Origin of the sequence: Microvirga sp. (assembly GCF_014699075.1) — a bacterium.
Taxonomy (GTDB): Bacteria; Pseudomonadota; Alphaproteobacteria; order Rhizobiales; family Beijerinckiaceae; genus Microvirga.
The window spans coordinates 38,294-51,536 of the sequence record NZ_JACXAB010000005.1; the positions used below are offsets into that span (position 1 = coordinate 38,294).

General features: G+C 63.3%; 15 protein-coding genes. 7 read left to right on the plus strand and 8 right to left on the minus strand.

Annotation, left to right across the window (positions count from 1 at the left end; all coding sequences use genetic code 11):
• Positions 1-20: 20 nt before the first annotated feature.
• Both gstA and IC232_RS09830 read right to left on the minus strand, forming a co-directional pair.
• Positions 21-638 carry a glutathione transferase GstA gene (gene gstA / locus IC232_RS09825; protein WP_190844747.1) on the minus strand — a complete coding sequence of 206 codons (618 nt, stop codon included), beginning with the start codon at positions 636-638 and terminating at the stop codon, positions 21-23.
• Between the two features lie 26 nt (positions 639-664).
• The gene (locus tag IC232_RS09830) at positions 665-1,114 is read right to left on the minus strand and encodes a DoxX family protein (protein ID WP_190844748.1); all 450 of its coding nucleotides are present in this window, start codon (positions 1,112-1,114) and stop codon (positions 665-667) included.
• 96 nt (positions 1,115-1,210) lie between these two features.
• On the opposite strand from IC232_RS09830, the gene IC232_RS09835 reads away from it, so the two are divergent.
• From IC232_RS09835 to IC232_RS09855, 5 genes are all read left to right on the plus strand, one after another.
• Complete coding sequence (locus IC232_RS09835) at positions 1,211-1,660, plus strand: MarR family winged helix-turn-helix transcriptional regulator (RefSeq protein WP_190844749.1); 450 nt, start codon at positions 1,211-1,213, stop codon at positions 1,658-1,660.
• A gap of 96 nt (positions 1,661-1,756) precedes the next feature.
• Entirely contained in the window at positions 1,757-2,290 is a 534-nt protein-coding gene (locus tag IC232_RS09840) for a VOC family protein (RefSeq protein WP_190844750.1), read from the plus strand.
• Between the two features lie 89 nt (positions 2,291-2,379).
• Complete coding sequence (locus IC232_RS09845; RefSeq protein ID WP_210335311.1) at positions 2,380-2,766, plus strand: hypothetical protein; 387 nt, start codon at positions 2,380-2,382, stop codon at positions 2,764-2,766.
• Between the two features lie 56 nt (positions 2,767-2,822).
• Positions 2,823-3,332, plus strand: coding sequence for an RNA polymerase sigma factor (locus IC232_RS09850; protein WP_190844751.1), 510 nt, complete (start codon positions 2,823-2,825; stop codon positions 3,330-3,332).
• Positions 3,329-4,132, plus strand: a complete 804-nt coding sequence (locus IC232_RS09855) for an anti-sigma factor family protein (protein WP_190844752.1) — start codon at positions 3,329-3,331, stop codon at positions 4,130-4,132. Before IC232_RS09850 ends, IC232_RS09855 begins: the two co-directional genes overlap by 4 nt.
• A gap of 16 nt (positions 4,133-4,148) precedes the next feature.
• Here IC232_RS09855 and IC232_RS09860 read toward each other — a convergent pair whose 3' ends face one another.
• A complete protein-coding gene (locus IC232_RS09860) occupies positions 4,149-4,976 on the minus strand; it encodes an aldo/keto reductase (RefSeq protein WP_190844753.1) in 828 nt (275 codons plus the stop codon).
• A gap of 124 nt (positions 4,977-5,100) precedes the next feature.
• Between IC232_RS09860 and IC232_RS09865 the strand changes: the two genes are divergently transcribed.
• Positions 5,101-6,204: a flavodoxin family protein gene (locus IC232_RS09865; RefSeq protein WP_190844754.1), complete on the plus strand. Its 1,104-nt coding sequence runs from the start codon at positions 5,101-5,103 to the stop codon at positions 6,202-6,204.
• Positions 6,205-6,267: 63 nt separating this feature from the next.
• Here the strand turns inward: IC232_RS09865 and IC232_RS09870 are convergent, their stop codons facing one another.
• From IC232_RS09870 to IC232_RS09885, 4 genes are all read right to left on the minus strand, one after another.
• Positions 6,268-7,296, minus strand: a complete 1,029-nt coding sequence (locus IC232_RS09870) for an ABC transporter substrate-binding protein (protein ID WP_190844755.1) — start codon at positions 7,294-7,296, stop codon at positions 6,268-6,270.
• A gap of 166 nt (positions 7,297-7,462) precedes the next feature.
• A complete protein-coding gene (locus tag IC232_RS09875; RefSeq protein ID WP_190844756.1) occupies positions 7,463-8,251 on the minus strand; it encodes a MetQ/NlpA family ABC transporter substrate-binding protein in 789 nt (262 codons plus the stop codon).
• A 34-nt stretch (positions 8,252-8,285) separates the two neighbouring features.
• A complete protein-coding gene (locus IC232_RS09880; RefSeq protein WP_190844757.1) occupies positions 8,286-8,951 on the minus strand; it encodes a methionine ABC transporter permease in 666 nt (221 codons plus the stop codon).
• Positions 8,941-10,035: a methionine ABC transporter ATP-binding protein gene (locus tag IC232_RS09885; RefSeq protein ID WP_190844758.1), complete on the minus strand. Its 1,095-nt coding sequence runs from the start codon at positions 10,033-10,035 to the stop codon at positions 8,941-8,943. Before IC232_RS09885 ends, IC232_RS09880 begins: the two co-directional genes overlap by 11 nt.
• Positions 10,036-10,296: 261 nt before the next feature.
• On the opposite strand from IC232_RS09885, the gene IC232_RS09890 reads away from it, so the two are divergent.
• The gene (locus tag IC232_RS09890; protein WP_190844759.1) at positions 10,297-12,393 is read left to right on the plus strand and encodes an ABC transporter ATP-binding protein/permease; all 2,097 of its coding nucleotides are present in this window, start codon (positions 10,297-10,299) and stop codon (positions 12,391-12,393) included.
• Between the two features lie 296 nt (positions 12,394-12,689).
• Here the strand turns inward: IC232_RS09890 and IC232_RS09895 are convergent, their stop codons facing one another.
• Positions 12,690-13,172 (minus strand): META domain-containing protein, encoded by a 483-nt coding sequence (locus IC232_RS09895; protein WP_190844760.1) that lies wholly within the window; start codon positions 13,170-13,172, stop codon positions 12,690-12,692.
• Between the last annotated feature and the right edge of the window lie 71 nt (positions 13,173-13,243).

A 13,243-nucleotide genomic window follows, 5' to 3' on the forward strand; every position in this document is an offset into this window, starting at 1 on the left:
AGGAGAAGTTTTGCCGGAGTTTAGGCTGCCTTCTTCGTCAAGCCCTCGGCCTCAAGTGCCTGCTGAACGGCCGGTCGCGATGCGACACGGGCCTGGAAGGCCTGCAGGTTCGGGAACGACGAGATGTCGATGGCGTGAAAGTTCGTCCAGTTCACCACCGTGAAGAGATAGGCGTCAGCGATGGTGAACTTGTCGCCCATGAGGAAGGGCTGCTTGCCGAGCGCCTCGTCGAGCAGAGAGAAGCGGGTGGCGAGACGCTCCTTCGTTGCGGCCTTCACGGCGTCCGGCGTTGCGGGATTCCAGAGAGGACCGAAGCCCTTGTGGATCTCCGTGCTGATGAACCCAAGCCACTCCAGAAGGCGATAGCGCTCCATGCTGCCATGAGCAGGCACGAGGTCGGCGGCAGGCTGGCTATCCGCCAGGTACTGAATGATGGCACTGGCCTCCGTCAGCACGGAATTGTCCTGCAAGCCGAGAGCCGGAACGTAGCCTTTCGGATTGATGGCGGCGAAATTCGCGCCGGTCTCGGTGGTGCGGTTGGCGAGATCCACCTTCTCAAGAGTGAAGGCAATGCCGGCCTCACGGGCAACGATGTGCGGGGCAAGCGAGCAGGCGCCAGGATAGTAGTAGAGCTTCATGAGTATTCTCCAGGGTTGAAGAGGGTTCAGGCTGCGGCCTTGAGGGATGTTGGAGCAGTGGCGAGGGCCAGCGGGCGGGAGGGCTTCAGGGCATAGGCCCCGTCACCGAGAAGGGCTTGTGCAACGGAGAGCACGATCAGGTAAAGCGGATATTCCCAGCCGCCGCCCTGAGCCGAGAACACCCAGCCGTTGCCGATGTGAACCCAGGCGGCACCGAACAGAACCGGCAGCAGGCCGAGCGCGACCCAGCGGCTCTGAACGCCGAGGACGAGCAGGATGCCGCCGATGAGCTCGGCCCAGAAGGTGGCATAGGCGAGGGCGCCCGGCAGGCCCAGGGATTCGAAGTACTGCGCCGTGCCGGCAAGCGTGAAGGTCATCCACTTCAGGATGAGGCTGTGGGCGATATACATGATGCCCAGCGATACCCTGAGAAGCAGGGCGGCGTAGTCGGGATTGGTCGGCTGTGCGTGTGACATTGCAAATCTCCATGCAAGTGCATATACATTTGATGCATGTGCATGGATCTGTCAATCTCAATGCAATTGCATCAAAAACAGAGGAGCTTTGCCGCCATGCAAGAATCGCCTCAGGAGCCATCTCCCTCCGTCATCAGGGCCTGGGGCCGTCTGATCCGGGCCGAGCGTACCGTCATGGGACGCATCGAGGCGGAACTGAAGAGCGCGGGTTTCCAATCCCTGCACTGGTACGATGTGCTGCTCGAACTGAAGCGGGGGCCGGAAGGCCGGCTCACGCCGCGTGAGATCGAGGAAGCCGGCCTCTTCGAGCAGTACAATCTATCCAGGCTTCTTGACCGCATGGAAAACGAGGGGCTGGTGCGCCGCATTCCTTTTCCGGGCGATAAGCGGCGCCAGCTGATCGAGATCACCGAGGAGGGCAAGGCCCTTCAATGGCGGATGTGGAGCGTCTATGGCGCGGCGATCAACCGCTTCATCGGCGCGAAGCTCACCGATAAGGAAGCCGGGCAATTGTCGGCTCTGCTGCTCAAGCTCATCCAGGAATGACCTGACTGCATAGCTAGCCCACCACCAAACGATCTGCCGCCCTGCGCGTTCATGTTTATATGGCTAAGCGATAGCTGGCTAAACGAGGATAGGGACGTGAGCGCAGGACAATCGATTCTTTTGAAAGGCCGGCAGGCTCTCCTTGGGGCGCAGCTCGTCATCGCCTGCCTCGGCACCTCGTTCATATCACCTGCGGCAGCCGACACCGAGCCTCGTCCGAGTTCTGCCTCGATCCGCACGCCGGACTTCGACGAAAGTGTCCGGTGGTATCGGGACAAGCTGGGCTTCCGGCTGCTCGGCAGCGATAGTCTCGTGCAGGGACGCAAGGCCGTGATGGAGCGAAGCGGTTTCCTGCTGGAGGTTTCCGAGGCGGATCACATCCTGCCCCAGGAGCCTGAGGCGACTGCCTCCGTCCAGGTCACTCCAGTTCCCGTGGTCAGTCTGCTCGTGCCTGATGTCGACCGTGAGGTGAGGCGCCTCGACGAAGCAGATGTCGACATCCTCCAGCCGCCGCAGGACGATCTGGACGGAACTTATCGCACGGCGCAGATCCGCGACAACGGTCGGCACCGGATCGAGCTCCGCGAGCCTCTCGATGACCCGTCGCGGTTTCATCCCATGGGGCGGTGAGACGCACAGAATAGTGTCAAGCTTGCGGGAATAAGAGGTTTCGGCCGGTGTCTTAGAGTGTGTGGTCATATCTGACCTCGGAGGACACCATGAAACAGATCCTGCGCCCTGCCATCCTGGCCGGAGCCCTCATCGCTGCATCCGCCGCTCTTGCTCAAACAGCAGCCCCCGCGAAGGTTGCGGACACGAGCAAGGGCAAGGCCCTCGTCGACGCCAAGGGCATGACGCTCTACACCTTCGATCGCGATGCGGCCGGCAAGTCGGCCTGCAACGGTCAATGCGCCCAGAACTGGCCGCCGCTGATGGCTGCCGCGAATGCCTCCGCGTCCGGCGACTGGAGCGTGGTGACCCGCGACGACGGCTCCAAGCAATGGGCCTACAAGGGCAAGCCGCTCTACCTTTGGGTGAAGGATACGAAGCCCGGCGAGGTCACGGGCGACGGGGTCAACAACGTCTGGCATGTGGCGATGCCGTGAGGCTTGCCGGGACCGGCGGTTCATACTTGAATGATGCCGCCATGTGAGAGCTGACCTTGGACGAGATCGCCTCCCTGCTCGAACCGCAGATCCCCGCCCTGAGGCGCTACGCCTGGGCGTTGCTGCGCGATCATGAGGCAGCGGACGATCTCGTTCAGGACACCCTCGAGCGGGCGATCAGCCGGTGGGGGCAGCGCCGCCACGAGGGCGACCTGAGAGCCTGGCTCTTCACCATTCAGCGCAACCTGTTCCTCAACGGCCTGAGGCAGCGTAAGGCACGCGGGACCCAGGTGGGGGAGGAGGCTCTGAACGATGTTCAGGCTTTTGGGACAAGCCCTGAGAGCCATGCCGGCCTGCGCGACGTTCTCACTGGGCTGGATGCCTTGTCGGAGGAGCAGCGCTCGCTTCTGCTGCTGGTGGGCGTCGAGGACCTGTCCTACGAACAGGCCGCACAGGTTTTGGGAATTCCCCTCGGCACAGTCATGTCGCGCCTGAGCCGCGCGCGGGCGCGGCTGCGGGAGTTCATGGAGAACGGGCGTAGCACCGTCTTGAGGAGAGTGAAGTGACGGGCGAGCGACCCATCGGCGAAGACGATCTGCAGGCTTTCGTGGACGGCAGGCTCGCCTCGTCGCGGCACGAGGCGGTCAGGGCCTATCTGGACAACCATCCCGCTCTGGCCGATCAGGTGAAGCAGGAAATCGAACTGCGCGAAGCCTTGCGTGCCCGGCTGACCTTCAAGGCCGCGGAGCCTGTTCCCTCACGCCTGAGGGTGGCCAACCTCATGGCCGCGCAACGCCGTCCGGCGCGCAGGCGCGGTACGGCCGTTGCGGCTGCGGTAGTGGGACTTCTCATCGGCTCTGCCTTGGGAGCGGCAGGCGGGATCTGGTGGTCCGGCTCAGGTCGTGTGACGGCGGCGAGCGTTGCGGGCAATGCCATTGCGGCGCATCGGATCTATGTCGGCGAGCGCTTGCATCCGGTGGAGGTGCCTGCCGAGCAGGAGGCGCATCTCGTGCAATGGCTGTCCCGTCGCGTCGGCAAGCCGTTGACCGCTCCGAACCTGACGGCCCAGGGCTACCGGCTCATCGGCGGGCGGCTTCTCCCCGACAGCGGCGAGGCGGCCGCTCTCTTCATGTACGAGAATCCGGGCGGCAACCGTCTCACGCTTTATGCGCGGTCCGGCGGATCAGAAGCGCAGACGTCGTTCCGCTTCGAGTCTCGCGACGATGTGTCCGCCTTCTCCTGGATCGACAACGGCCTGTCCTACGTGGTCACGGCAAAAGCGGAGCGCGCGCAGCTGCTCCCCATCGCAGAGACGATCTACAGGCAGTTTGATGCGACAGGCGACCCGGTGAAAGGCCGCCTGTAGCGCCTTTTCCCGATGATCAGCCAAACACCGCCGGATCGGGCCCGACGCGGCCCGAGGCGCTGTCGAGGCGCTCGATAGCCTGCATGTCGTCTGCATCGAGCGTGAAGTCGAACACATCGATATTCTCGCGGATGCGCGACGGCGTCACGGATTTCGGAATGACCACGAAGCCGTTGTCGAGGTGCCAGCGCAGGATGACCTGTGCGGGCGTCTTGCCATATTTGCGGCCGATGGCAGCGAAGGTCTCGTCGGACAGGATCGTGCCCTGACCGAGTGGCCCCCAGCATTCCGTGACGATGCCGTTCGCTTTGTGGAAGGCACTCAGCTCCTTCTGCTGGAACCGCGGATGCAGCTCGATCTGATTGACCGCAGGCGTCACGCCGGTCTCGTCGATGACGCGCTTCAGGTGCGGCACCATGAAGTTCGAAACGCCGATGGATTTCGCGCGTCCATCCTGCTGCAGCTTGATCAATGCCCGCCAGGTGTCGCGATAGGCCTCGCTGCCGGCCACCGGCCAGTGGATCAGGTAGAGGTCCACATAATCGACCTTGAGGCGTGCCAGGCTTTCATCGAAGGCCCGAAGGGTGCTGTCGTAGCCCTGACGATCGTTCCAGACTTTCGTGGTGATGAAGAGCTCTTCGCGCGAAATGTCTGTCGCGCGGATGGCTTCTCCCACACCCTCTTCATTGCCGTAGATGGAAGCGGTGTCGATGGAGCGGTAGCCTGCGTCGATGGCCCTTGCGACGGCGCCCTTGGCCTCGTCGTTGGAAACCCGCCAGACGCCGAAGCCTACTTGCGGCATCGCGTTTCCATCGTTCAGGCGCATCGTGGGTGTGGTTGGCATCAGCTGCTCCGTTGGTCGTGCGGCAGGGAGGTAGGGCTTAAAACCGGTAAGCAAAGTGTGATGGCCCCGGTCGAGAGCCATGCCGGAACCGGCATGAATACCCTGCGTTCCAAGCTTGGCAACCATGCCGCAACGCAGGAGCTGTGCCTTGTCCACTCCAGAAGCACGGAAGGGCACGCCCGATCCGACCCTCGATGAAGGCGAGTTCCGGAAGCGTTTCCTCCAGCAGTTCCAGGATCCTGCCTTTGAGCCGCTCGGGAGCGAGCTGCAGCGGATCACTGACGCGGCCTGGGATGCCTACAGCCATCATCGCAAGAGCCCCAAGACCCGCAAAGCAGGGCCGGGCTTCGCCGATCCGGACTACGATCTCGCCGTCGACTGGATTGCCGCGAAGGACGCCATCGACGTCGCGCAGAAACGGCATGAGGACCCGAACGGTCCTGCCCGCTTTCTCCTGGTTTCAGCCTCGTCCCGTAGCGAGCACACGTGTCCGGGCGAAATGTCCAAGAGCTATCGTCTCGTGGAGATCGCCCATCAGGTTCTCGCAAGCGCGGAGGATGCGGAGGTCGAGGTGCTGGAACTCAGCCGGCTCACCTCGGAATACGGTCGGCATATCCACCCGTGCAAGGCCTGCTTCTCCACGGCGGCGCCTTTGTGCCACTGGCCGTGCTCCTGCTATCCCAATTACTCGCTCGGGCAGACGCATGACTGGATGTACGACATCTATCCGCAATGGGTGGCTGCGCATGGGGTGATGATCGTCACACCGGTCAACTGGTATCAGGTCTCGTCGCCCCTGAAGCTCATGATGGACCGGCTCGTCTGCGCCGATGGCGGCAACCCGGACCCGACCTCGACCCAGGGCAAGAAGACCGACATCGCAAAGGCCATGGAACTCAAAGGCTGGGATTATCCCAAGCATCTTGAGGGCCGACTCTTCTCTGTCATCGTCCATGGCGATGCCGAGGGCGCGGGCGATGTTCGCCGCAGCCTCTCCGACTGGCTGCGCGCCATGGATCTCATCCCGGCAGGCGGCGCCGCGGAACTCGACCGCTATATCGGCTACTGGAAACCCTATGCCACGAGCCATGAGGAGCTTGATCAGGACGAGGCGGTGCAGGACGAGGTGCGCAACGCCGCCTGGACGCTGCTTGAAGCCGTGAAGGCCAAAAGGGCAGGGAGCCTCGTGACGGCTGGAGAGAACCTGAAGGAGCCGCGGCAGAAGTGATGCAGAAAAAGATAAAGGCCGAGCTCTGCACCCGGCCTTGTTTTGAGACACCTCGCTTCGAGATTATCTCGGTGCCGACTTGACCTCAGCGTCCCACTTCCTGAGCAGGCGTGTGCGCTCGGCCACCGAGCCGTATTTGGCCGTGTCGTAGTTGATCAGCTTCATCTCCGAGAGCTTCGGCGCATCCGCCGATACAGGCGCGCTCTTGTTCGACGCGGTGGAGTAGATCTTCATGTCGGCGCCGACGAGCTTCTGTGCCTCCGCAGAGAGCGCCCAGTCCACGAACTTCTGCGCCGTCTCCGTGTTGCGGCCGCCCTTCACAAGCGAGATGGAGCCGGTCTCGTACCCTGTGCCTTCACAAGGCGCGAGGGTTTTCACGGGTGCGCCGTCGGCAATCATCGTCACCATGTCGTGCATGAACGCGATGGCGATGCCGGTCTCTCCCAGCGCCACGGCCTTCACGGGAGCGGCGCCCGATTTGGTGTATTGATTGACGTTCTTGTGCAGGCCCTTCATGTAGTCAAAGGCCTTGTCCTCACCCATGAGCTGCACGAGGGATGCCAGGAACACGTAGGCCGTGCCCGAGGAGTTCGGATCGGACACCTGCACCTCGTCGCGGTATTTCGGATCGAGGAGGTCCGCCCAGCATTTCGGCTCCGGCAAGCCGCGGCTCTCGAGAACCTTCGTGTTGTAGCCGATGCCGAGAGCCCCGAGATAGGTGCCTGTCGCACGATACTTGGCCTGCTCGGCGAAGCGCTGGGCCCAGTCGTGCAGTTCGGAAATCTTCGGCGACTTGTACTCGACCGTCAGCCCTTCTTCCGCTGCCTGAATATGGGAATCGCCAGGCCCGCCCCACCACACGTCGGCGCGCGGGTTGGAGGCCTCGGCCCTGATCTGCGCCAGCGTCTCGCCGGTGCTCTTGCGCACCATCGTGGCCTTGGCACCGGTTGCCTTCTCGAAGGCTGAAACGCCCACGCGGCACTGCTCCTCGAGAATGGAGCAGTAGATGGTAATCGGTGCCTGAGCCTGCGCGGCAAGTGGTGCCGCGCACAGCGCCGATGTGAAGGCCAGGCCTATCAATGAAAGTCGCATGCGATTCCTCCCGGTGTATCGGCCTTCCTGAGCCGATTTTTGAACACCATGCGATTGGGAAGCTTAGCCGACTTCTTTGTCAAGATTGGTGCGACAGACCAGTGGAAGAATGAGAAAGGCCGGGCACATGGCCCGGCCTTGTGGGAAGGTATGAGACGGACGATGCTTACCAGGAGGTCAGAACCGAACCCTTGAACTTCTCTTCGATAAACGCCTTCACCTCAGGGGTGTGATACGACTCGACGAGAGCCTTCACCCACGGCTTGGTCTTGTCCTCGCTGCGCACGGCGATGATGTTGACGTAAGGACCCTTGGGGTTCTCACGGGCGATAGGGTCCTTCACCGGATCCAACCCGCCTGACGTTGCGTAGTTGGTGTTGATGACGGCGGCGTCCACGTCTGCGAGCACGCGCGGTCCCTGGGCGGCTTCGATCTCGACGAACTTGATCTTCTTCGGGTTGTCGGTCACGTCCAGAGGCGTCGGCTTGTAGCCCGTGCCTTCCTTGAGCTTGATGAGGCCCTTGTCCTGCAGGAGGATGAGGGCGCGGCCGCCGTTGGTCGGGTCGTTCGGGATCGAGACCGTCGCGCCGTTCGGCAACGCCTCGAGGCTCTTGTGCTTCTTGGAGTAGATGCCGATCGGGAAGTTCACGGTGAGCGCCACGCTCTCGATCTTGTAGCCGCGGTCGGCGACCTGGTTGTCGAGATAGGGCTGGTTCTGGAACGAGTTCGCCTCGATGTCGCCGCCGGCGAGCGCCGTGTTCGGCACCACGTAGTCGGAGAACTCGACGATCTTGATGTCAATGCCCTTCTTGGCGGCGATCGGCTTAACGGCCTCCAGAATCTGCGCATGCGGACCGGGCGTGGCACCGATGCGAACGGTTTGCGTCTGCTGCGCGAGAGCCGGCAGGGCGGCGAGAGACAGGACAGCGGCGAGGCCGAGTTTCTTCAGAGACATCTTTGGTACTCCTTGTGCGAACTTTTCTAGATAATCAGGCGTGGCGGATGCGCTTGTTGAGGTGGCGGGCCAGGCGGTCGCCGATGCTCTGCACCGCCTGGACGAGGACGATGAGCACGACCACAACGGCGAGCATCATCTCGGGCATGAAGCGCTGATAGCCGTAGCGGATGCCGAGATCGCCGAGACCTCCGCCGCCGACCGCGCCCACCATGGCCGAGAAGCCGAGCAGGGACACGATGGCGAGCGTCAGGCCGAGCACGATGCCGGGCAGGGCCTCGGGGAGCAGAACCTTCAGCACGATCTGCAGCGGGCTCGCGCCGAAGGCGCGCGCTGCTTCGGTGAGGCCCTGATCCACCTCACGGATCGCGCCCTCGATGAGGCGCGCAATGAACGGCGTTGCGGCGATCGTCAGCGGAACGATGGCGGCGTTGGTGCCGATGGACGTGCCGGCGATCAGGCGCGTGAACGGGATGATCGCCACCACGAGAATGATGAAGGGCGTGGAGCGCGTGGCGTTGACGATGACGCCGAGCACCCGGTTGACCCAGGGGGCCGCGAACAGTTCGCCCTTTCCGGACGTGGCGAGAAACACGCCGAGCGGCAGCCCGAAGAGCGTTGCGATCAGGGCCGAGACCGCAACCATGTAGAGAGTTTCGCCCGTGGAGGCGGCGATGAGGTTGATCATCTCAGGCGACATAGCCGAGGACCTCCGTGTCGAGACCGTGCTTCTTCAGAAAGTCGAGAGTGGTGGAAACCGCCGTTTCCGGCACGCCCACGACCAGGGTGCCGAAGGGACGTCCAGCAATCTCGTCGACCGAGCCGGACAGGATGTTGGCTTCGATATCGAGGTCGCGGGCAAGCCGCGCGAGAACCGGATCGGTGGCATGAGGGCCGCGAAAGCCGATGCGGATGACCGCCTGGCTGCCGGGCGTCGCCTCGGATGTGAGTCTGCTCTGCACATAGGGCGGCAACGCGCGACCGGACTCGTCGGCCAGGAAGGAGCGGGTGACCTCGTGCTGCGGCCGGGTGAAGACCTCGAACACGTCGCCCTGCTCGACGATGCGCCCGCCTTCGATCACCGCGACCTCGCGGGCGATGTTGCGGATCACCGCCATCTCGTGGGTGATGAGCAGGATTGTCAGGCCAAGCTCGTCGTTGATGCGCGCGAGCAGGTCGAGAATGGACCGGGTGGTCTCCGGGTCGAGGGCAGAAGTTGCTTCGTCGGAGAGCAGAACCTTGGGCTTGGTGGCAAGCGCGCGGGCGATGCCGACGCGCTGCTTCTGGCCACCGGAGAGTTCGGACGGATAACGGTTGCGCTTGTCGGAGAGGCCCACGAGGGCGAGAAGCTCTTCGACCCGCGTCCTGATCTCCGCCTTGCCGAAGCCCGCAACCTCGAGCGGCAGGGCGATGTTCTGGGCGGCCGTGCGCGAGGAGAGCAGGTTGAAGTGCTGGAAGATCATGCCGATGGAGCGGCGCGCATGGCGAAGCGCCGCTTCGGGCAGGGCCGCGATGTCGGCGCCGTCGACAATTACCTTGCCGGACGAGGGCTTCTCCAGGCCGTTGACGAGGCGGATCAGGGTGGATTTGCCGGCGCCGGAGCGGCCGATCACGCCGAGGATGGAGCCTTGTGACACCGCGAGGTCTGTCTCGCGCAAAGCTGTCACAGGCTGGCCGTCGCGGCCAGGGAAGGTCTTTGAAACCTTTTCCAGGCGCACGATGGGCTGGGCCGGGATTAAACGCTGCGTCGGCGTGTCGCCGATATAGCCAAGGGGGGCGTTCATCAATTCGCCTTCAGAAACTTTCGTCTTGGGTAGGTGTGACACATGAGCCATTATGTTCTCTATGTCAACGGTTTCGTTCTTTAAATAGGACAATCTGTTTTGAAGAACGTTGATCGTGACTTAAGCGCCTGTCGCTGTTGTCACAAGGCTGCTATCGCTAGCGTCAAGAGGAAGTTCCTCCTTTCTTTCGCCACAAGCGCCATTGATCCGGCTGCCTTGAGTTTCTAAGAGCCGGGGCAGGAACCCTGGCAGGAGATGCGTATGATCAAGGCGAGCCTCGTGCTGGCACTCTTAGGGTTGGTGGTTCTTGCGGCTTCAGTGTCCGGAACTGTGGCCGTTCCGTTCTACCTGCCCCTCTCCACCCTGGCTTTGGCCGGGGTGATGTACATCGGGCGGACCATTCCAAAGTTCCTGCGCATCTTCCTCGTGATGCTCTCGGCCACGCATCTGGTGCTCCTCGCACTGATCCTGGGTGCTCGGGCCGGCATCATCACCGGCGACTACACCGGCTATGTACCGCCGCCGTCTGCTGCCCTCGGCGCAACGGCGTTCGGAGCCCTCATCTTCGGGCTCGCCTACGTCCCGGTCGTCCGCACCATCTGCCGTATCGCGGACCGCTACCTTGAATCCCAGGCCGACAGCATCATCAGGATTCCCTTCATCGGCCTGGTGCGGGCACGGGAGGGCACCATCGGCACCTGGATGATCGGATTCCTGATTGCGATCAACCTCGCCCAGGTCGCCCTTAATGTTCGCCTCAGCTTCTTCTCGCGCGACATGTTCAATGCGCTGGAGGCCAAGGATGCTGCGGCCTTCTGGTATCAGCTCTTCGTCATCTTCACGCCGCTCGCCGCCGTCTTCGTGGCCATCGCGCTCACTGAGGTGCTGCTGCAGAACGTGCTGACGATCCGCTGGCGCGCCTATCTCAACACCTATTACGTCGGCGAGTGGCTCGGCGACGGCGCTCACTACCGGATGCAGCTGATCGGCCGCGGTGCCGACAACCCGGACCAGCGCATCTCGGAAGACCTGCGCAAGTTCGTCGAGAGCACCTATTCGCTGTCGGTCGGCCTCATGAACCAGGCCGCGACCCTGGTCTCCTTCGTGGCGATCCTCTGGACGATCTCGGCCGGCTTCACGTTCCCGGGAACCAGCGTGGAGGTGCCGGGCCTTCTGGTGTGGGTCTGCGCCGGCTATGCCATTCTCGGCACCTGGGTGACACACCTGATCGGCCGCCCGCTCATCGCCCTCAACTTCGAGCAGGAGCGGGTCGAGGCGAACTACCGCTTCTCCCTGGCGCGCCTGCGCGAATATACCGAGCAGGTGGCGCTGCTGTCCGGGGAGCCGGCCGAGCGGGAGGGCATCGCCCGGCGCTTCGGCCAGATTGTCGACAACTACATGCGGATCGTCGTCCGCCTCATCAAGCTGAACACCTTCACCTCGGCCTATTTCCAAGCCAACGTGGTGGTGCCCTACATTCTCACGGCGCCCTACTACTTCATCGGCAAGATTTCGCTCGGCCAGATGCAGCAGGTGGTCGGCGCCTTCTCGCGTGTGGAATCCGCGCTCACCTACTTCATCACAATCTATACGACGCTCGCAGACTACAAGGCCGTACTCGACCGCCTCACAACCTTCGAGGGCGCCATTGCGTCAGCCCAGCGGGTCGGCGGCGAGAGCAAGCTCGCCATCTCGGAGGTTCCCGGACGCGAGCTGCGCCTGCAGAACCTTGACGTGCGCCTGCCTGACGGCAGCGCCCTCCTGCATGCCCAGGGTCTCGCCTTCCGTCCGGGCGAGCGCACGCTCATGACGGGCCCATCGGGCTCGGGCAAGTCCACCCTGTTCCGCGCGATCGCCGGCATCTGGCCCTTCGGCGAGGGCGAGGTTCTGGTGCCGGAGGGGCAGACCATGATGCTTCTGCCGCAGCGTCCCTACATTCCCATCGGCACGCTGCGCGACGCCGTCACTTATCCGGGCAAGGCCGACACCTACACCGATGCCCAGATCGCGGAGGCGCTGCGGTCAGCCAAGCTGCCGCAGATCGCAGAGCGCCTCGACGAGGAGCGGGCCTGGGCACAGACCTTGTCACTCGGCGAGCAGCAGCGCCTTGCGGTTGCCCGTGCGCTCCTGGCCAAGCCGGACTGGCTGTTCCTGGACGAGGCGACGGCTGCCCTCGACGAGCCCACCGAGGCGGAGGTCTATAAGATCATCCAGGAAAAGCTGCCGCAGACGACGGTGGTCTCCATCGGCCACCGCTCGACGCTCGCGGCCTATCACGACCGGCGCATCGACATGAAGAAGACGGAGAGCGGCCTGTCCACTCCCGTCGACCTGCGTCAGGCCGAGCCTGCGGAGTAATTCAAAGCGTGATCCCGGACGGCGCAGCCGATCCGGGATCGTTTGCAGGATAGGGCGCGGGTCTCCCTCTCCCTGAGGGAGAGGGTTGGGGTGAGGGGTTACAGACCCATCCGGAGAGGGCGCAACCCCTCACCCGCGCCTCCGGCGCGACCTCTCCCACAAGGAGAGGTGAAGGGAGCCATACTCCTCACGCGATCCCCGGTTCTGCTCCGCAGCCTGGGATGACGCCATATACCAAGCGCAAACAAAAAGGCCGGCTTCAAGCCGGCCTTTCTCATTCACACTCAATGAAGGCCTTAGAGCGCGCGCTCCAGGACCAACTGACCGCCGTTCTGAGTCTTGATGATCAGGTTGCGGCCCTGAATGTCCCACTTGCCGGACGAGCGGAGCGCCACGAGGAAGGACTGCTCGATGGCCATGGAGGACTTGTCGCAGCTCTTCTTCGTCAGGGCGAAGGGGCCGACGGCCAGGACCTGCTCACGCAGCGGGTAGGCCGCGGTCGCATAGGTGTTGCAGCCGGCAAAGCCGGTGGCACGCATCTGGTCGTCGAGCCTGAAGCTCGGACGCTCGCCCGTGAAAGACTTGCCGTTCAGGCTGACAGCCACCCAGGACGAATTCAGCGGGAAGACCTTGCCCGTCTCGCCAGGCTGCGGAACCTTGGTGTCCACTTGGCGGGTCGGGCCAACCGGGCGGCCGAGGGTTGCTGCGGCTGACTGGGCATGAGCTCCCGAGACGGTGGTCAATGCCACCAGAAATGTCGCAAGTCGAAGCGCGTTCATCGGAACCTCTACAACGTAAAAACGCCCGGACCATAAGGGTCCTTGAGCGTTGAGGCAACGCCCAAGGTGCC